Below are 18,593 nucleotides of genomic sequence, written 5' to 3'. Positions count from 1 at the left end.
TACGCTAGAAACCTACGCTGACGACAGGAGTGTAGGCGAGTGACGATGAGTGTTGACGAGATGAACGAAAGCCCCCAGATTGGCGTGGAAGCCGCGCCAGCAAAGGGATCGCGCGGAAAAACCAAGGTAGATCAGGCCACTACGGAATCGCCCGCAGAACGTCACACCCCCATGATGCAACAGTATCTCCGCATCAAGGCAGACCACCCCGACACCCTGCTGTTCTACCGCATGGGTGACTTCTACGAACTCTTCCACGACGATGCCGAAAAGGCCGCGCGCCTGCTCGACATCACGCTGACCGCGCGCGGCGCATCCAACGGAGTGCCGATCCGCATGGCCGGCATCCCCTTCCATTCGGCGGACCAGTACCTGGCGCGCCTGGTGAAGCTGGGCGAATCCGTGGCCATCTGCGAGCAGATCGGCGACCCGGCCACCAGCAAGGGGCCGGTGGAGCGCAAGGTGGTGCGCATCGTCACCCCCGGCACGCTGACCGATGCCGCGCTGCTGCCGGACAAGGCCGATACCTTCCTGATGGCAGTGCACCAGCAGACCACGCGCCGCGGCGTCAGCAAGACCGGGCTGGCGTGGCTGAACCTGGCCAGCGGCGAGCTGCGCCTGATGGAATGCGAAGCGGCGCAACTGGGCCGCGAACTGGAGCGCATCCGCCCGGCCGAGCTGCTGTATGCCGACGGCATCGAGCTGCCCGCGCTGGCGTGCGCGCGTACCCGCCTGCCCGAATGGCATTTCGACCAGGACGCCGGCACGCGCCGGCTGCGCGAGCAGCTGGGCGTGGCCAGCCTGGACCCGTTCGGCTGTGCCGGGCTGGGTGCCGCGCTGGGCGCGGCCGGCGCGCTGCTGAACTACGCCGCCACCACGCAGGGCCAGTCGCTGCGCCATGTGCAGGGCGTGAAGGTGGAGCGCGAATCAGAGTACGTCGGCCTGGATTCCGCCACGCGGCGCAACCTGGAACTGACCGAGACCCTGCGCGGCGGCGAGTCGCCGACGCTGTTCTCGCTGCTGGACACCTGCTGCACGGCCATGGGCAGCCGCGCGCTGCGCCACTGGCTGCACCACCCGCTGCGCGACCCGGCGCTGCCGCAGGCACGCCAGCAGGCCATCGGCGTGCTGATCGACCAGGGCACCGATGCCTTGCGCACGGCGCTGCGCCGGCTGGCGGACGTCGAGCGCATCACCTCGCGGCTGGCGCTGCTCAATGCGCGGCCGCGCGACCTGTCCTCGCTGCGCGACACCTTGCGCGCGCTGCCTGAGGTGCAGGCCTGCATCCGCGACGACCAGGGCAGCACCCTGCTGGCGCAGACCCTGCACGACCTGGCCGTGCCGCAGGACTGCCTGGACCTGCTGGTGCGCGCCGTGGCCGAAGAGCCGGCCACGGTGGTGCGCGACGGCGGCGTGATTGCGCGCGGCTACGATGCCGGCCTGGATGAACTGCGCGACATCTCCGAGAACTGCGGCCAGTTCCTGATCGACCTGGAAACGCGCGAACGCGCCCGCACCGGCATTGCCAACCTGCGCGTCGAGTTCAACCGCGTGCATGGCTTCTATATCGAGGTCACCAACGGCCAGGCCGACAAGGTGCCCGACGACTACCGCCGCCGCCAGACGCTGAAGAATGCCGAGCGCTATATCACGCCTGAGCTGAAGGCCTTCGAAGACAAGGCGCTGTCGGCGCAGGACCGCGCGCTCGCGCGCGAGAAGCAGCTCTACGACGGCCTGCTGCAGGCGCTGCTGCCGCATATCGGCGAGCTCCAGCGGGTGGCGGGCGCGCTGGCGCGCCTGGACGTGCTGACGGCACTGGCCGAGCGCGCGCAGACGCTGGACTGGTCCGCGCCGGAGCGCGTCGCCGAGAACGTGGTCGACATCGTGCAGGGCCGCCATCCGGTGGTCGAAGGCCAGCTCGCGGCGGAGTCGGTGGCGTTCATCGCCAACGACTGCCAGCTCAATGAAGCGCGCAAGCTCTTGCTGATCACCGGCCCGAACATGGGCGGCAAGTCGACCTTCATGCGCCAGACCGCACTGATCGTGCTGCTGGCCTGTGTCGGCGCCTACGTGCCGGCGCGGCGCGCCGTGATCGGGCCGATCGACCGCATCTTTACCCGCATCGGCGCCGCCGATGACCTCGCGGGCGGCCGCTCAACCTTCATGGTGGAGATGACCGAGGCCGCCGGCATCCTGCACCACGCGACCCCGGCTTCGCTGGTGCTGATGGACGAGATCGGACGCGGCACGTCGACCTTCGACGGGCTGGCGCTGGCCTGGGCCATCGCGCGCCACCTGCTGTCGCACAACCGCAGCCATACCCTCTTCGCCACGCATTACTTCGAGCTGACACAGCTGCCGCAAGAGTTCCCGCAGGCAGCCAACGTGCACCTGTCGGCAGTCGAGCATGGCGACGGCATTGTCTTCCTGCACGCGGTGCAGGACGGCCCTGCCAGCCAGAGCTACGGCCTGCAGGTAGCGCAGCTGGCCGGCGTGCCGCAGCCGGTGATCCGCGCCGCGCGCAAGCACCTGGCCTGGCTGGAGCAGCAATCGGCCGACGCCACGCCCACACCGCAGCTGGACCTGTTCGCGGCGCCGCCAACGCCAGAGGACGACGAGGACGACTTCGGCGCCGCCCCGGCGACCGTGTCCGCGTCGCTGGCGCCCGCGCTCGCACCCGAACAGGCCGCGCTGATCGATGCGCTGGCCGGCCTGGACCCCGACACCCTGACGCCGCGCGCCGCGCTGGAGGCGCTGTACCGGCTCAAGGCACTGGCAGGCGAGGCGCTCGACGCCGCATGAACGCTGCGCGCCGTGCCCTGCTTGCCATGCTGCTGCCGCTGCTTTGCACGGCCGGCATGGCATCGGCCGCGCCCGCGGGCCGCAGCGCCAAGGCACCGGCCAGGCCACAGCTGACGCGCATCGCGCTGATCGCCGACCTGCCCCAGTGGCCGGCCGCGGAGGCCAACGCGGCAGCACTGCTCGACTACTTCGGCGAGCGCAAGCTGGACCTGGTCATTCATGCCGGCGGCATCAAGGGCGATACAGAATCGTGCAGCGATGCTGTGCTGGGCAGCCGCCAGCAACTGCTGAACCAGTCGCCGCTGCCGCTGGTCTACGTGCCCGGCGAGACCGACTGGTCCGAATGCCGGCTGCCGGTCAACGGCGGCTTTGACGCGGTCGAGCGCCTGAACCGGCTGCGTGAGCTGTTCTTCCCTGAAGACGCCACGCTCGGCCGGCATCCGCGGCCGCTGCTGCGGCAGTCGGACCAGGCGCTGTTCCGCAGTTTCCGCGAGAACATGCGCATGGAGGTGGGCGATATCCTGCTCGTCGGCATGAACCTGCCGGGCGACAACAACCACTACCGCGACGAAGGCGGGCGCAACGGCGAGTTCGAGGACCGGCGCGAGGCCAACCGCCAGTGGCTGGCGCGCGCGTTCTCGGTGGCGCGGCAACGCGACCTGAACGGCATCGTGGTGGTGGTCCACGCCGACCCGCATTTTGCCAACGGCTGGGAGAAGAAAGGCCGCCCGACGCTGCTCGACGGCTTCATGCGCCACCGCACCCGCGATGGCTACCTGGAATTCAAGCGCCAGCTGCGCGAGCTGGCCGGTCGTTTCCGCGGCCAGGTGCTGCTGGTGCATGCTGGCGGAAACGGGGCCAACGGGGCCGACAACGGCTTCGGCATCGACAAGCCGCTGCGCGATGCGGCCGGCAAGGTCATGCAGAACTTCACGCGCGTGTCGCTGCCCACCGACACGGTCGCGCAATGGGCCGAGCTGGTGATCACGCCAGGCGCGGCGTCACCGTTCGCGGTCATGCTCAAGGACGCACCGGTGTTGCACTGAGGCGGGTTGCCGGCCGAAAACGAAAAAGCCGGCTGCGGCCGGCTTTTTCTTGGGGTGCGGAATACGATCCGTGCAGCGCGATCAGTGCAGCGTGCGCGGCGTGTCGTCGTCCTCGTCCTCATCCACGACTTCAACGCCCGAGGCGCCATGGGCGTGGCCGTGCTCGATTTCTTCGGCGGTGGCCTCGCGGACTTCGGAGACCTTCAGCCAGAAGCGCAGCGCCATGCCGGCCAGCGGATGGTTGCCATCCAGCACGACCTTGTCCTCGGCCACGTCGGTCACGGTGTAGATGACGGAGTCCTCTTCGTCGCCGTCCTCGGGCATGCCTTCGAACTGCATGCCGACTTCCAGCGGCTCGGGGAAGCGGTTGCGCGGCTCGACCTTCACCATATCGGCGTCGTAGTCGCCGAACGCGTCTTCCGGCTCCAGCTGCAGCTGGGTCTCGAAGCCCGCGTCATGACCGTCGAGCGCTTCCTCGATCTTGGGGAACGTGCCATCATACCCGCCGTGCAAATAAACCATGGCTTCATCTGACTCCTCGATCAGATTGCCTTGTGTGTCCGATAGCTTGTACATCACGGACACCACAGTATTCTTAGCGATTTTCAATTCTTGACTCCATGAACGATTCCGCATTATACGCGCAGGCCCTGCCCCCTGGCCCCGTCGATCCAGACACTCCGCTCGACCTGCTTGGTGGCATGACGCCTGCTGCATTCATGCGGGATGTCTGGCATCGCAAGCCCCTGGTGATTCGACAGGCAGTACCCGGAATCGTGCCGCCTGTGTCGCGCGAGGCGCTTTTCGACCTGGCCGACAGCGACGACGTCGAATCGCGCCTGGTGACGCACTTCCGCAACCGCTGGAAACTCGCGCATGGCCCATTTGCGCGCGAAAACCTGCCCGGCGTCAAGACCCGCCAGTGGACCCTGCTGGTGCAAGGGGTAAATCTGCACGACGCCGCCGCGGCGGAGCTGATGGGCCGCTTCCGTTTCGTGCCCGATGCGCGCCTAGACGACCTGATGATCAGCTACGCCACCGACGGCGGCGGCGTGGGCCCGCACTTCGATTCCTACGACGTGTTCCTGCTGCAAGTCTCGGGCCGGCGCCGCTGGCGCATTTCGTCGCAGACCAGCCTTGAGCTGATCCCGGACATGCCGCTGAAGATCCTCGCCGACTTCAACGCGGAACAGGAATGGGTGCTCGAACCCGGCGACATGCTCTACCTGCCGCCGCAATATGCGCACGATGGCATTGCCGAGGGCGAATGCATGACCTGCTCGATCGGCTTCCGCGCGCCGGCCTACCGCGAACTGGCCGGGCATTTCCTGGCCTGGCTGTCTGAAACGGTCGAAGACAACGAAGACCTCGGCGGCCGTTATGCCGACGCCGGCGAGCGCGCCGCCACGCGGCCCGCGCAGTTGCCCGCCGGCATGGCCAAGGCAGTTGCCGAGCGGCTCAAGGCGCTGCAATGGAATAGCCAGATGGTGTCTGAATTCCTCGGCAGCCATCTGTCAGAACCCAAGCCTGGCGTGGAATTCTCAGAGATACCTGACATGCCGTTGCGCCGTTATGCGACACTGGCGGCCCGCCATGGCGTCGTCCTGCCATCGGCATCGATTGCGCTTTACGACCGCGCGAATTTCTTCCTCAATGGAGAAGCCTACGAGCCGCCGGCCGAACTGATGCAGTGGCTGAAAAAGTTGGCCGATTATCGGCAACTTAGTGGCGAAGATGTTGCGGCTTGCGCGGATCTACCCGATCTGATGGAAACTTTCCATCACTGGACGCTGGAAGGATGGCTGCAATTGGGACCGCGGCTGTAATAATGCGTAACATTGCGAATCAGTAAATTTCGGCGCTACACAAGCCGGGAAAACGCGGATATAATCGTTGGCTGGCTAGTACTGTGGACCATTGCATTTGTCGGGACCCGGGAGGGCCTCTATTTTGCAGTTCAAGAGCGATAATTACCGGTAATTATTCATCGCCTGTTTTCCGTTATTACAAGTTAAAGGACGAACAATGAAGAAGTCTCTCCTGATCGCATCGCTGCTGGCCGCTGTTGCTCTCGCCGCTTGCGGCAAGAAGGAAGAAGCTGCCGCTCCGGCCGCTGAAACGGCTGCTCCGGCTGCTGCCGCTCCGGCTGCTGAAGCTTCGGCTCCCGCTGCTGCAGCCCCGGCTGCTGCCGCTGCTGACGCTTCGGCTCCCGCTGCTGAAGCCCCGGCTGCTGCCGCTGCTGACGCTTCGGCTCCGGCTGCCAAGCAGTAATCGGCTCCTGACCGATGAAAAAACCGGCCTTCGGGCCGGTTTTTTTATTTGGGCGCCGCTACCGCACTGCGCCCCGCTGCATCCAGGTATCCCTCAGACGCGCACTGCCTGCCAGTCCAGGCCCTCGTCCTGGTCTGCCACCAGCACCTCGGACGGCAGCGCACCCAATGCCACCGCCAGCGCCCCGGTTGCCAGCTCACGCGTATTGTTCTGCTTGCTGAGGTGGGCCGCGACCACGCGGTTCAGGCCGGCATGGGCAACTTGCGCCAGGATGCTGGCCGCCACTTCATTGGCCAGGTGGCCGAAGTCCCCGCCAATGCGCCGCTTCAGCGAAGCCGGATAGACCGAATTGCGCAGCATCTCGCGGTCATGGTTGCATTCCAGCACCAGCGCATCCACGCCTGCCAGGCGCGCCGTCACGTAGGGCGTCTCCATGCCCGCATCGGTCAGCACGCCCAGCCTCGCCTGCCCGTCCGACAAGACGAACTGCACCGGCTCGCGCGCATCGTGCGGCACGGTGTACGGCAGCACCTGCAGTCCGCCGATGGCAAAGGTATGGTCGGCGCAGCAGACGCGCACATCGGCCGCATCGGCGCCACGCAGGTGCGAAGTCGCCAGCCAGGTACCGTGGCTGGTGTAGACCGCCAGGCGATGGCGGGCTGCAAAGGCATAGGCCGAGCCGACGTGGTCGCCATGCTCGTGCGTGACCAGCACGGCGTCGAGCTGGTCCGGCGCGACGCCCAGGCGCTCCAGGCGCCGGGCGGTCTCGCGGATGCCGAAGCCGCAGTCCAGCAGCACGCGCGTGGTGGTGGTGTCTTCGCGGGATTCAATCAGCAGCGAGTTGCCCTCGCTGCCGCTGCCGAGGAAGGCGAAGCGCATCATGGCCGCGCCCTCCCCGCCAGGCACCGGCCAGGAAGGCCGGCTGGCAAGCCAGCAGTCATGCGCCGGCTCAGTGCAGTTGCTCGTCGATCAGCGACAGAATGCGCTTGCCGATTTCGCCGTTCTCAGGCTGGCCGGCATCGTTGAGCACCGTCACCAGCGTGCCGCTGCCCGTGCCCTTGAGCGCCACGCGATACTTCTTGGCGGTCTTGGAATCTTCCGGCTTGGTGAACAGCTTGGAGAAGAAGCCACGGCTGTCGGCAACGGTGCGCGGGTCGACATAGCGCACGTAGTACAGGCCCTGGCCACGGTCGCGGTCTTCCACGGTGAAGTTCACGCGGTCCAGCGACAGGCCGACCGAGCGCCAGGCGCGGTCGAACGGTTCGGGCAGCTGCAGCGCCGGGGCGCCGTTGACCTGGGACAGGTACGACTTGGCCGGCGCGGCGCCATCGGCACCAGCGGCGGCTGCGGTGCCGGCAGCGGCGGCCGTGCCCGCAGCGGCTGCGGCATTGCCCGCCGCCGCCGGGTTCTTGGCCATGCGGTCGGCCTGTTCCTTCTGCACGCCCAGGCGCTGGGCCAGGCGCGACAGGAATTCGGCTTCCAGCTCAGGATCGGCCGGACGCGGGGTCCAGACCGTGCTCGACTTGTCGATGCCGGTCAGCTGCTCCTGCGCGCCGCGGTGGCTGATGAAGACCTCCAGCGTGCCATTCTGCGAGCGCTCGACGCGGGTGCGGAACTTGTCGCGCTCCGAGGTCGAGTACAGGCCGTCGAAGACCTTGCCGATGGTGTTGCGGATGATGTCCTGCGGGATCTTGGCGCGGTTCTCGGCCCAGTCCGTTTCCATGATGCCGGTCTCGGGCGAGTCCTGCACCAGCAGGAATCCGCTTTCCTGCCAGAAGCCGCGCAGCTGCTGCCACAGCTGGTCGCCGCGCATGCCGTTACTGATCACCAGCCAGCGCTGGTTGCCGTCACGCTCCATGCGGATGCCCTGGGCGGAGGGCAGCACGTTCTCGCTCGGGGATTGCTCGCGCACCTTGGTGGCCTGGCTGTACGTCGACAGCGTCGAGGTGCCGTTCGCATCGGGCACCGAATAGCGGCGATCGCCCTCCAGCTTGGTCAGGTCGGGCGGGATATCCAGCGTAGGCGTGCGCTTCGAGGCCGACGACTTGTAGTCGATCTTGTCCGGCTGCATCGCTTCGTTGATGCTGCTGCAGCCGGTGATCACGCCAGCGGCGAGCACGGGCACAACCAGGGCGGCGCGGCGGACTTGCGTCGCGCCGCGGCGGTTAAGCTTCAGTTTCATTGACACGCAATCCTAGTAGGTGAGGCGACAGCAGGACGCCGCGAAAGATCAGGCCAGCAGGCCGGCGGCGGCCAGTGCCTTGCGTACATAGTCGTGGTTGTCCTCGGACAGAGGGGTCAGCGGCAGGCGGATACCGCCTTCCATCCTGCCCATCTGCTGGAGCGCCCACTTGACCGGGATCGGGTTGGCCTCGATGAACATGGCCTTGTTCAGCCCGATCAGTTCCATGTGCAGGCGGCGCGCGGTGACGACGTCGCCCTTGAGCGCCGCGACGCACATCTCGTGCATCTTGCGCGGTGCCACGTTGGCGGTGACCGAGATATTACCGTGGCCGCCCAGCAGGATCAGCGCCACCGCGGTGGGGTCATCGCCGCTGTAGATGGCAAAGCCTTCCGGCGCGTCCTTGATCAGCTGCGCGGCGCGGTCGATATTGCCCGTCGCTTCCTTGACGCCGACGATGCCCGGCACCTGCGCCAGGCGCAGGATGGTCTCGTTGTTCATGTCCGCGACCGTACGGCCCGGCACGTTGTACAGCAGCACCGGCAGCTCCACCGCTTCGGCGATGGTGCGGAAATGCCGGTACATGCCTTCCTGGGTCGGCTTGTTGTAGTACGGCACGACCTGCAGCGACGCATCGGCGCCCACCTTCTTGGCGAAGGCGGTCAGCTCGATGGCCTCCTTGGTGGAGTTGCCGCCGGTGCCCGCGATGATCGGAATGCGCTTGCCGGCCTGTTCCACGGCAACGCGGATCAGTTCGCAGTGCTCCTCGACGGAAACCGTCGGGGACTCGCCGGTGGTGCCCACGATCACGATGCCGTCGGTGCCTTCGGCCACGTGCCAGTCGACCAATGCGCGCAGGGCCGGGAAGTCCAGGCTGCCGTCTTCATGCATCGGGGTAACGATGGCGACGATGCTGCCGGTAATCTGTGTCATAACGTTAAGGAATTCGGGATGCGAATAACGGGATTGTACCGGAACCGCAGGCCGCTTCGACCGCCGCCCGGACAGGGGTTGATACCAACTGTTTCAACGTGTGCAGCGGCATTCTCGCCGACAGCGCCATGGCTGGCTCAGGCGTCGAGCCGGTAGCGTGCCGGCGCGGGCGCATCGGCGCCCGCAGCCGCCTCGCGCACCGCACATATCCGCTGCATGAAGGCTGTTTTCGGCACTTCGACCAGGCCATCCTCATAGGCGACCACGCGCAGGCCATACTGGCGCGCCACTTCGAGCAATTCGCCCGGCCGCAGCAGGAAATCCGGCCGCGACGGCTTGCCGACGGTTTCATTGCCGGCAGCAAAAGTTTCGTAGATCCACACGCCGCCGGGCGCCAGCGCCGCCGCCAAGTGCGGCCACAGCGGCCGGTGCAGGTAATTGGTGACGACGATGGCGTCGAACGGCGCCTCGCCGGCCAGCGGCCAGGCGCCCTGCTCCAGGTCGGCCACCCGGCCGGTCACGCCGGCCGGCAGGCCGGCGATGGCCTCGGCGTCGCGGTCGACGGCCAGCACCGCATGGCCGCGCGCCGCCAGCCAGGCGGCATGGCGGCCGCTGCCGCAGGCCAGGTCCAGCACCCGCGCGCCGGGGCGCAGCAGGTGGGCCCAGCGGGCAACCCAGGGGGACGGGGCAGAAATCCCAGTATGCATCATGGCGTTCCCCGGCACGTCAATGCAGCAGCATCACGATCGGGCGCAGCAGCAGCTCGATCAGCGACATCAGCACATTGACCACCGGCGTCATCCAGACCGTGGTGATCACCCCCGCGGCCACCAGCGCCAGCACCACGAAGATGCCGTACGGCTCGATGCGCGACACCGCGCGGGCAATGCCCTGCGGCAGCAGCGCGGTCAGCACGCGGCCGCCGTCCAGCGGCGGCACCGGAAACAGGTTGAAGGCCGCCACCACCAGGTTGACGCGCACGCCCGCCAGCGCCATCTCGCCGAAAAACGGCTCGCGCACGCCGCCCCAGGTCAGGCCGATGGCCAGCAGCACCCAGACGAAGGCCTGCACCACATTGCTGGCCGGCCCCGCCAGCGCCACCCACATGCCGTGCCAGCGCGGGTTGCGCAGGCGCTCGAACGCCACCGGCACCGGCTTGGCGTAGCCGAACACGAACTGGCCGCTGGTCATGATGTAGAGCAGCAGCGGCACCGCGATGGTGCCGATCGGATCGATATGGCGGATCGGGTTCAGGCTGACGCGCCCGAGCGCATAGGCCGTGTCGTCGCCGAAAAGCTTGGCCACGTAGCCGTGCGAGGCCTCATGCAGCGTGATGGCGAACAGCACCGGCAGGGCATAGACCGCGAAGGTCTGGATAAGGGAGGAATCCATGGTCCCTATTGTAACGGCCCGGCGCCGCCCGGGCGCACGCTTGTGCACCCGCCAGGCGGGGTGGCAGCGCCCGGGGGAACTCAGAGCCCGAAGCGCTCGACGTCGCCGCGGCCCGCGCGGATCAGCTCGGGCTCGCCGCTGGTCAGGTCGATCACCGTGGTCGGCTGCGCCGGCGCCGGGCCGCCGCACACCACCAGGTCAAGCTGCTTCTCCAGCCGCGCGCGGATTTCCGCCGGGTCGTTGAGCGGCGCTTCGTCGCCCGGCATCTGCAGCGTGGCCGAGATCAGCGGCTCGCCGGTTTCGCCCAGCAGCGCCAGCGGAATCGCGTGTTCGGGCACGCGCACGCCGATGGTCTTGCGCGCCGGGTGCGACAGCCGCCGCGGCACTTCCTTGGTCGCCTCCAGGATGAACACGTAGGGGCCCGGCGTGGCGCCCTTGAGCCAGCGGTACTGCCGGTTGTCGACGCGGGCAAAGTTGCCGAGCTCGGACAGGTCGCGGCACATCAGCGTCAGGTGGTGGCGGTCATCGATGCCGCGCAGCCGGCGCAGGCGCTCGACGGCGCCCTTGTCGTCGAGCCGGCAGGCCAGCGCATAGCTGGAATCGGTCGGCAGCGCAATCAGGCCGCCCTTCTGCAGGATCTGGGCGGCCTGCTTGACCAGGCGCGACTGCGGATTGAGCGGATGGATCTCGAAGTACTGTGACATGGACCAGGGAGGCGGATTCGGACGGATCGGAGCGGAATCTGGGGGGTACCCCGGCCAGGCCGGGCTTGCGCCTACCAGTCGTGCCAGACCGGCGTCACCGTCGGCGGCAGCGGCGGCAGCTTGCCCAGCTCGACGCGCCCTTCGCCGGGGCCGTGGAAGTCCGTGCCGCGCGAGGCCAGCAGCCCGTAGTGGCGGGCCACCTCGGCATAGCGGCGGTACTGGTCGGGCGTGTGGCTGCCGGTCACGACCTCGACGGCGCCACCGCCCAGCGCAGTGAACTCATCGAACAGCGCGTCGTGCTGGGTATCGGTGTAATGGTAGCGGCCCGGGTGCGCCATCACCGCGATGCCGCCGGCGGCGCGGATCCAGCCGACTGCGTCGGCCAGGCTGGCCCAGCGGTGGCCGACATAGCCGGGGCGGCCTTCCGACAGGTACTCGCTGAAGACCTCGCCCACGGTGGCGCAACGGCCCTGGTCGACCAGCCAGCGCGCAAAGTGCGTGCGCGAGATCAGGTCCGGGTTGCCCACGTGCTGCAGCGCCCCTTCATAGGCGCCGGTGATGCCCACCTTTGCCAGCGCGTCAGCGATATCGCGCGCGCGGCGCGCGCGGCCCGAGCGGGTATCGGTCAGGCCGTCGATCAGTTCCGGGCAGTGCGGGTCGATCTGCAGCCCGACGATATGCACGGTCTGCCCGGCCCAGGTCACCGAGATCTCCACGCCAGGCACATAGCGCATGCCGAATTCCTCGGCCGCGGCACGCGCCTCGGCCTGCCCGCCCAGTTCGTCGTGGTCGGTCAGCGCCCAGAATGCGACCCCCGCGTCGCGGGCGATCTCGGCGATGGCGCGCGGCGCCAGCGTGCCGTCGGACACGGTGGAATGGCAATGCAGGTCGGCATTGATGGCGTGGGCGTTTTGCATGGAGCCATTCTACTCCCGTCGCCCCCTGCATGCGTGACGCCGGCGCACCCTGGAAAGCCCTGCCGGCAACGCTGGCGTCGGCGGAAACGGGCGATGTGCGGGGTATAGTCGGGCCTTGCACCGTCCTTTTTGCGGGCACCTGGCGTGCCCGCCACGCCCAATGCCCACCGCTACCCCCCTCACACCAGCCCCCGTCACCACCACCGATGTCCTGATCGTGGGCGCCGGCCCGGTCGGGCTCTTTGCCGCGTTCCAGGCCGGCGTGCTCGGCCTCAGATGCGAGCTGATCGATGTGCTCGACCGCGCCGGCGGCCAGTGCACCGAGCTCTACCCCGAAAAACCGATCTACGACATCCCCGCCGTGCCGGGCTGCCTGGCGCAGGACCTGGTCGACCGGCTGCTGGAGCAGTGCGCGCCGTTCGACTTCCCGATGCACTTCGGCCAGCGCGCGGAAAGCTTGTCCGAAATCCCGCGGCAGCCGGCACCTGACGGGCATGCTGCCCATGAGCGCCTGCTGGTCACCACCGACAGCGGCAAGCGCTTCGATGTGGCCGCGGTGCTGGTCTGCTCCGGCGCGGGCGCATTCGCGCCGCAGCGCGTGGCGCTGCCCGAAGCACCGGCGCTGGAAGGCCGCCACGTGCACTACGCCGTGCGCGATGTGTCGCGCTTTGCCGGCAAGCGCGTGGTGGTGGCCGGCGGCGGCGACTCGGCGCTGGACTGGGCGCTGGCGCTGCGCAAGGTGGCCGCGCGCGTGACGCTGGTGCACCGGCGCGAAGGCTTCCGCGCGGCCGACGGCACCGTCGCGGAAATGCGCGAGGCGGCGGCGGCCGGCGAGATGGATTTCGTGGTCGGCATGCTCGGCGCCCTGCGCACCGAAGGCCAGGACGGCCCGCTGACCGAGGTCGAGGTGCGCACCCGCGACGGCAGCACGGTGCTGCCCGCCGATGAACTGGTGGCGCTGTACGGCCTGGTGTCCGAGCCGGGCCCGATCGCGCAGTGGGACATGGACATGCGCGCCGGCCGCATCCTGGTCGATACCACCACCTATGAAAGCTCGCGCCGCGGCATCTTTGCCGCGGGCGATATCGCCTACTACACCAACAAGCAGAAGCTGATCCTGTCAGGCTTCCACGAGGCCGCGCTGGCATTGCGCCGCGCCTACCACTACGCCTTCCCGGAAAAGGCGCTGGTGCATGTGCACACCAGCAACAACGCCGCGCTGAAGGAAAAGCTGACGCACGCCTGAGCGGCGGCGCCGGCGCTCACACCGCGCCGCAGAACGATTCCACCAGCGCCGCCACGGCGGCGGGCTGGTCGTGATGCAGCATGTGGCCGGCATCATCGACCACCGCTTCACGGAAGTCACGGAAGGCGCGGAAGCGCTCCTTGAATTCGTCGATGGCCTGCTTGTGGGCGATATTGCGCAGCGTCTCCGAATCGCGCGCTTCCACATGCAGCACGGGCGCGCTGACCTGCTCCCAGATCGCCATCACCTCATCGAGCCGGTACAGCATCGGGTTGACCAGCTTGTGCGCCGGGTCTCCCAGGATCTCCCAGCGGCCCTCGGCATTGCGGCGCGACCAGTGCTCGGCCAGGAAGGCGGCGCGGTCGTCGGGCAGGCGCGGGTTGGTCTTCTGCAGCCGGGCGGCGACGCCGTCCACGCTGTCATACGTCTTCAGCTCCGAGCCGGTGCGCAGTTCGTCGAGCCAGCGCGCATAGCGCTTCGGCGCATGCACCGGCCGCGTCGCCGTCATGCCGAAGCCCTCCAGGTCCACCACGCGGCGCACGCGCTGCGGGCGGATGCCGGCATACAGGCAGATCACGTTGGCGCCCATGCTGTGGCCGACCAGGTCGACCTGGCCGTCGGGCTCGTAATGGTCGAGCAAGGCCTCCAGGTCGGCGATATAGTCCGCGAACCAGTACGACTGCGTGCCCGGGTAGCGCGTGGGCCAGTCGGTCTCGCCAAACCCGCGCCAGTCGGGCGCAATCACATGCCAGTCGCCGCGCAGGTGATCGACCAGGAACTGGAACGACGCGGCCACATCCATCCAGCCATGCAGCATGAACAGCTTGCGCGCGCCGGGCTTGCCCCAGTGGCGCACGTGGTAGCGCAGCCCGCGCAACGTGATAAATTCAGACCGCGAGGTTTCCTTGATTGTCATTGTCTCCACCCTGGCGCGTGGGTCTTCCTGCCGCCGGGCGCGGCGCCACGGGGGCTGGCGAGGGAAGCCCACACAAAATAGAACGATCGTTCGCTTGAGCGCATTATAGCGGCCGCCGCCATCTCGGGGGCCGCCATTGCCGCGATCCGAACCTACCGGAGACCCTGGATGGCCGCAGCTGCCTTGCCGGCAAGCCGGCGCGACGACTATCGCGCCCTGTATGAATCCTTCCGCTGGGAAATTCCCCCGCATTTCAATATCGCCGAGGCCTGCTGCGGGCGCTGGGCGCGCGACCCGGCCACGATGGACCGCATCGCGGTCTATACCGAGCACGAGGACGGCCGCCGCAACGCGCATGCCTTTGCCCATATCCAGGCCGAAGCCAACCGCCTGTCGGCGGCGCTGCGCGCACTGGGCGTGGCGCGCGGCGACCGCGTGGCAATCGTGATGCCGCAGCGGATCGAGACCGTGATCGCGCATATGGCGATCTACCAGCTCGGCGCCATCGCCATGCCGCTGTCGATGCTGTTCGGGCCCGAGGCGCTGGCCTACCGCATCGCACACAGCGAAGCCAACGTGGCGATCGCCGACGAGACTTCCATCGACAATGTGCTGGCCGCGCGCCCGGAATGCCCGACGCTGGCCACCGTGATTGCCGCCGGCGGCGCGCATGGCCGCGGCGACCACGACTGGGACGTGCTGCTGGCCGCGCAGTTGCCCGTCTTTACCGCCGAGCAGACCAAGGCTGACGAAGCCGCCGTGCTGATCTACACCAGCGGCACCACCGGTCCGCCCAAGGGCGCGCTGATCCCGCACCGCGCGCTGATCGGCAACCTGACCGGCTTTGTCTGCTCGCAGAACTGGTATCCGCGGGACGACGACGTGTTCTGGAGCCCCGCTGACTGGGCCTGGACCGGCGGCCTGTGGGATGCGCTGATGCCGGCGCTGTATTTCGGCAAACCCATCGTCGGCTACCAGGGACGCTTCTCCGCCGAGCGCGCCTTCGAGCTGCTGGAGCGCTACGCCGTCACCAACACCTTCCTGTTCCCGACCGCGCTCAAGCAGATGATGAAGGCCTGCCCCGAGCCGCGGCAGCGCTACGACATCAGGCTGCGTGCGCTGATGAGCGCCGGCGAGGCCGTGGGCGAGACCGTGTTCGGCTGGTGCCGCGATGCGCTGGGCGTGATCGTCAACGAGATGTTCGGCCAGACCGAGATCAACTACATCGTCGGCAACTGCACCGCGCAGAACGACGACAACCAGCTGGGCTGGCCGGCACGGCCGGGCTCGATGGGGCGCCCCTATCCGGGCCACCGCGTGCAGGTGATCGACGACGAAGGCCACCCCTGCCCGCCCGGCGAAGACGGCGAGGTGGCGGTGTGCGCCACCGACAGCGCCGGGCATCCGGACCCGGTGTTCTTCCTCGGCTACTGGAAGAACGAGGCCGCCACCGCGGGCAAGTACACCGAGCGCGACGGCCTGCGCTGGTGTCGCACCGGCGACCTGGCGCGCGTCGATGCCGATGGCTACCTGTGGTACCAGGGGCGTGCCGACGATGTGTTCAAGTCCTCGGGCTACCGCATCGGGCCGAGCGAGATCGAGAACTGCCTGCTCAAGCATCCGGCAGTGTCCAACTGCGCCGTGGTGCCCTCGCCCGACCCCGAGCGCGGCGCCGTGGTCAAGGCCTTCGTGGTGCTGACGCCGTCGGTGGCGCGCTCGTTCGACGGCGACGCAGCGCTGGTCACAGAGCTGCAGGCGCATGTGCGCGGCCAGCTGGCGCCGTATGAATACCCGAAGGCAATTGAGTTCATCGACCAGTTGCCGATGACCACCACCGGCAAGATCCAGCGGCGCGTGCTGCGCCTGCTGGAGGAAGAGCGCGCGGGCAAGCGCGCCTAGCCCCTAGCGTTGCGCTTGAAGCGCCAGCCTCACCAATTCCACCGCGCGGCTTCAGTTCATCTTTGTCTTCAGGCTTGCTTCCAAAAAAAACCCGCCGGCTCTGGGGCTGGCGGGGTCCGGAAATCAGCGATCCTTGCGCAGGGTCGCTGATAACACCAGGTCAGTTATAGGTGTACACCGCGGTCTTGTTGCTGTTGTTCAGCATCCGGTAGCCGAACAGCACCGCACGAACCGACGTCGGCGTCATGGCTGGAACCGGGGCATCCACTACGAGAGACGTGGAGCCCTTCGGAGCCTGCTGGGACGCGCCATAGGTGCCGTTCGTGTCCACAGTCACCGAAACACCGCCGATCTGCTCGGCCGCAATATTCTGGATCCAGTCGGCCTTGGTCGACGTCTGCGCGCCGGCAAGGCTGCCATTCGGATCCAGGAATGCCAATGTTGCGCTGCCCGGCGTGTTCCACGGCAAGTTGACAGCCTGGGTGGCGACGATCATGTCGCTCAACAGGGTCTTGTGGTACGTGTAAGTCGCCGTCGTGTTGCTGCCGTAGAACAGCTCGATCTTGTAGCGCTGGCCCTTCGCAGGGAAGGTCGTATCGAGATTGTCGGCATTCTGCGCCCACACCAGCCCCCCCTGATTGTTGGCGAAGGTCGTAGCGGCCGTGCCAGTCAAGCCGGCGGTCCGGCCGATCCAGAAGTTCGGGCAGTTGTAGAACCGCGGGCCAGTGTTCGCGGCATTGTCGCTGCAGCGCGTGGTAGTGCCGACCGTCCCGGTCTTGTTGGTGACATCCATATAGTTCTGGCCGACTTCCTCAGGGACCGGAGCAATATAGACCAGGCCTGCCTTGGGCAGCATCGGGCCGGTAATGCGGGCATAGGCCAGGTTGCCGTTCGCTGTGACACTGCCCGGCCCCTTCGCGTTCACCTGGAATTGCAGGCCGGTCTGGAAGTGGCTGAAGGCCTGGGTATTGGCAGGGTTGAGTTGCTCAACCCTGCGGACCAACGGCCGCACACTGACGTCGACCGGCTGCTGGTTGCCGACCAGCCACCAGGGGCTCGGGTGCGATTGCGTGACACCGCCGGCGATGTTGCGCGCGACGGTGATCAGGTTGCCGGGATTGCCTCCCGCATCCAGGTACTTGATGTTCAGCACGGCTTCGTCCTTGCCCGACGCGGTGCTGCTTGCGCCGTAGAAAGTCATCACCTCAGGAACGCTGAACTGCGCACCGGTCATCGTATCGCTGGTGAGCGTGTTGTACAGATACTGGCCGGCCTCGTAACCATTGTGCAGGAACTCGACGCCTGCCGCGTTGTCGCTGGCGCCCGCGATATCCTGGCACTGCGGCGCCGCGGACGTCACCGTCGGGCCGCCCTGGGATTGCGGCACGGTGGTGTCGGTGGCCAGCACGCGCTGGGACGTTGGCAGCGCAAAGCAGGCAGTCAGGGATTTGGCGACGAGTTGCGCGGCCTTGGGCAGATCGGCCACGCCGGCGTCCGGCGCGGGCAGCGCCGTGCCGCTGCTGTCTGCGGTGGCCAGGGGCACCGGCGTCGGATTGTCGACGGTGGCGATTGCCGGTTTGCCGCTCGCGGGATCGGTCGTTACCTTGACGATATCCAGAAGCTGGTCAGCGGTGTTGCCCGAGCTGGAAGCCGTGGCCGCGGAAATAGAGGTGCTGAACGGGTTGTAGTCCGCGGGTGCGCCGATCGACGTCAACACGCTCGCAAGCTGCGTCAAGACGTTAGCGGTGACCTTTTGCAACGCGGCCGTATCCACGGTCTTGCTGCTGACCACGGAAAGCGCGTTACCGTCTGAAGCAAGCTGTGCCACGATGGCCGTGGTCAGCGGGGTGGCGTTGACCGTCAGCGCGGCGCCCGCGGCGGGGGTGGTGGTGGCCACGCTCACCAGCGGGGCACTGTTGCCGGTCGGGTCGGTCACCACGACAAAGAAGGGCGCCGTCTCTCCGCTCTTGAGCGTGCACGTGTAGGTGCCCAGGGCTGTCGTCGTGATCGACGATTCCTCGCAAGGCGAGTTGCCACTGCTGTTGGTGATGGTGACGTTGGCATTGGCCAGGGCCGCACCGGTTGCCGCGGTCCCGCTCATCACGGCTTTGGCTGCCGGCGCCGTCGTCGCAGGCGGCGGGGTCGTGGCGTTGCTGTTGGCGCTGTCTCCACCGCCTCCGCAACCGGCAAGCGTTACCAGTGCGGCGCCGGCCATGGCGAGGCCAAGTTTGGAGCGATTGCTCTTCATGCGGTACTTCCTCCCGGTCTTTTATGGGGTTCCTGTG

General features: G+C 67.6%; 16 protein-coding genes. 6 read left to right on the top strand and 10 right to left on the bottom strand.

All coding sequences use genetic code 11. The features are described 5' to 3' along the window. The first annotated feature begins 171 nt into the window (after positions 1 to 171). On the top strand, positions 172 to 2,802 hold the full coding sequence (gene mutS / locus CNE_RS05640; protein WP_013956167.1) for a DNA mismatch repair protein MutS: 2,631 nt from the start codon (positions 172 to 174) through the stop codon (positions 2,800 to 2,802). Further along, positions 2,799 to 3,848 carry a hypothetical protein gene (locus CNE_RS05635; RefSeq protein ID WP_013956166.1) on the top strand — a complete coding sequence of 350 codons (1,050 nt, stop codon included), beginning with the start codon at positions 2,799 to 2,801 and terminating at the stop codon, positions 3,846 to 3,848. The genes mutS and CNE_RS05635 overlap by 4 nt, the downstream gene beginning before the upstream one ends. An 81-nt stretch (positions 3,849 to 3,929) precedes the next feature. Here the strand turns inward: CNE_RS05635 and CNE_RS05630 are convergent, their stop codons facing one another. Then, positions 3,930 to 4,457: an FKBP-type peptidyl-prolyl cis-trans isomerase gene (locus CNE_RS05630; RefSeq protein ID WP_041227837.1), complete on the bottom strand. Its 528-nt coding sequence runs from the start codon at positions 4,455 to 4,457 to the stop codon at positions 3,930 to 3,932. An 11-nt stretch (positions 4,458 to 4,468) separates the two neighbouring features. Between CNE_RS05630 and CNE_RS05625 the strand changes: the two genes are divergently transcribed. Together CNE_RS05625 and CNE_RS42005 are read left to right on the top strand one after the other, a co-directional pair. Next, positions 4,469 to 5,674, top strand: a complete 1,206-nt coding sequence (locus CNE_RS05625) for a ribosomal protein uL16 3-hydroxylase (RefSeq protein ID WP_193351051.1) — start codon at positions 4,469 to 4,471, stop codon at positions 5,672 to 5,674. Positions 5,675 to 5,873: 199 nt separating this feature from the next. Next, on the top strand, positions 5,874 to 6,119 hold the full coding sequence (locus tag CNE_RS42005; protein ID WP_013956163.1) for a hypothetical protein: 246 nt from the start codon (positions 5,874 to 5,876) through the stop codon (positions 6,117 to 6,119). Positions 6,120 to 6,212: 93 nt separating this feature from the next. Here CNE_RS42005 and CNE_RS05620 read toward each other — a convergent pair whose 3' ends face one another. The 7 genes from CNE_RS05620 to CNE_RS05590 form a co-directional block, all read right to left on the bottom strand. Next, complete coding sequence (locus CNE_RS05620) at positions 6,213 to 7,001, bottom strand: MBL fold metallo-hydrolase (RefSeq protein WP_013956162.1); 789 nt, start codon at positions 6,999 to 7,001, stop codon at positions 6,213 to 6,215. A gap of 67 nt (positions 7,002 to 7,068) precedes the next feature. Continuing rightward, a complete protein-coding gene (gene bamC / locus CNE_RS05615; protein WP_013956161.1) occupies positions 7,069 to 8,301 on the bottom strand; it encodes an outer membrane protein assembly factor BamC in 1,233 nt (410 codons plus the stop codon). Between the two features lie 48 nt (positions 8,302 to 8,349). After that, positions 8,350 to 9,234 carry a 4-hydroxy-tetrahydrodipicolinate synthase gene (gene dapA / locus CNE_RS05610; protein ID WP_013956160.1) on the bottom strand — a complete coding sequence of 295 codons (885 nt, stop codon included), beginning with the start codon at positions 9,232 to 9,234 and terminating at the stop codon, positions 8,350 to 8,352. 137 nt (positions 9,235 to 9,371) lie between these two features. Beyond that, positions 9,372 to 9,944 (bottom strand): class I SAM-dependent methyltransferase, encoded by a 573-nt coding sequence (locus CNE_RS05605; protein ID WP_013956159.1) that lies wholly within the window; start codon positions 9,942 to 9,944, stop codon positions 9,372 to 9,374. 16 nt (positions 9,945 to 9,960) lie between these two features. Then, positions 9,961 to 10,626, bottom strand: coding sequence for a site-2 protease family protein (locus tag CNE_RS05600; RefSeq protein WP_013956158.1), 666 nt, complete (start codon positions 10,624 to 10,626; stop codon positions 9,961 to 9,963). Between the two features lie 80 nt (positions 10,627 to 10,706). After that, positions 10,707 to 11,330, bottom strand: coding sequence for an L-threonylcarbamoyladenylate synthase (locus CNE_RS05595; protein WP_013956157.1), 624 nt, complete (start codon positions 11,328 to 11,330; stop codon positions 10,707 to 10,709). Between the two features lie 71 nt (positions 11,331 to 11,401). Beyond that, a complete protein-coding gene (locus tag CNE_RS05590; RefSeq protein ID WP_013956156.1) occupies positions 11,402 to 12,247 on the bottom strand; it encodes a 3',5'-nucleoside bisphosphate phosphatase in 846 nt (281 codons plus the stop codon). 160 nt (positions 12,248 to 12,407) lie between these two features. On the opposite strand from CNE_RS05590, the gene CNE_RS05585 reads away from it, so the two are divergent. After that, the gene (locus tag CNE_RS05585) at positions 12,408 to 13,493 is read left to right on the top strand and encodes an NAD(P)/FAD-dependent oxidoreductase (RefSeq protein WP_013956155.1); all 1,086 of its coding nucleotides are present in this window, start codon (positions 12,408 to 12,410) and stop codon (positions 13,491 to 13,493) included. Positions 13,494 to 13,509: 16 nt separating this feature from the next. On the opposite strand, the gene CNE_RS05580 is transcribed toward CNE_RS05585, so the two are convergent. Then, positions 13,510 to 14,409, bottom strand: coding sequence for an alpha/beta fold hydrolase (locus tag CNE_RS05580; protein WP_013956154.1), 900 nt, complete (start codon positions 14,407 to 14,409; stop codon positions 13,510 to 13,512). A gap of 168 nt (positions 14,410 to 14,577) precedes the next feature. Here CNE_RS05580 and CNE_RS05575 point away from each other — a divergent pair, with 168 nt between their 5' ends. Further along, the gene (locus tag CNE_RS05575) at positions 14,578 to 16,308 is read left to right on the top strand and encodes an acyl-CoA synthetase (RefSeq protein WP_013956153.1); all 1,731 of its coding nucleotides are present in this window, start codon (positions 14,578 to 14,580) and stop codon (positions 16,306 to 16,308) included. Positions 16,309 to 16,468: 160 nt separating this feature from the next. Here CNE_RS05575 and CNE_RS05570 read toward each other — a convergent pair whose 3' ends face one another. Then, entirely contained in the window at positions 16,469 to 18,556 is a 2,088-nt protein-coding gene (locus tag CNE_RS05570) for a hypothetical protein (RefSeq protein WP_013956152.1), read from the bottom strand. Positions 18,557 to 18,593 lie beyond the last annotated feature (37 nt).

The organism is Cupriavidus necator N-1, from assembly GCF_000219215.1.
GTDB lineage: Bacteria > Pseudomonadota > Gammaproteobacteria > Burkholderiales > Burkholderiaceae > Cupriavidus > Cupriavidus necator.
This window is presented reverse-complemented; position numbering and strand designations above follow the sequence as displayed.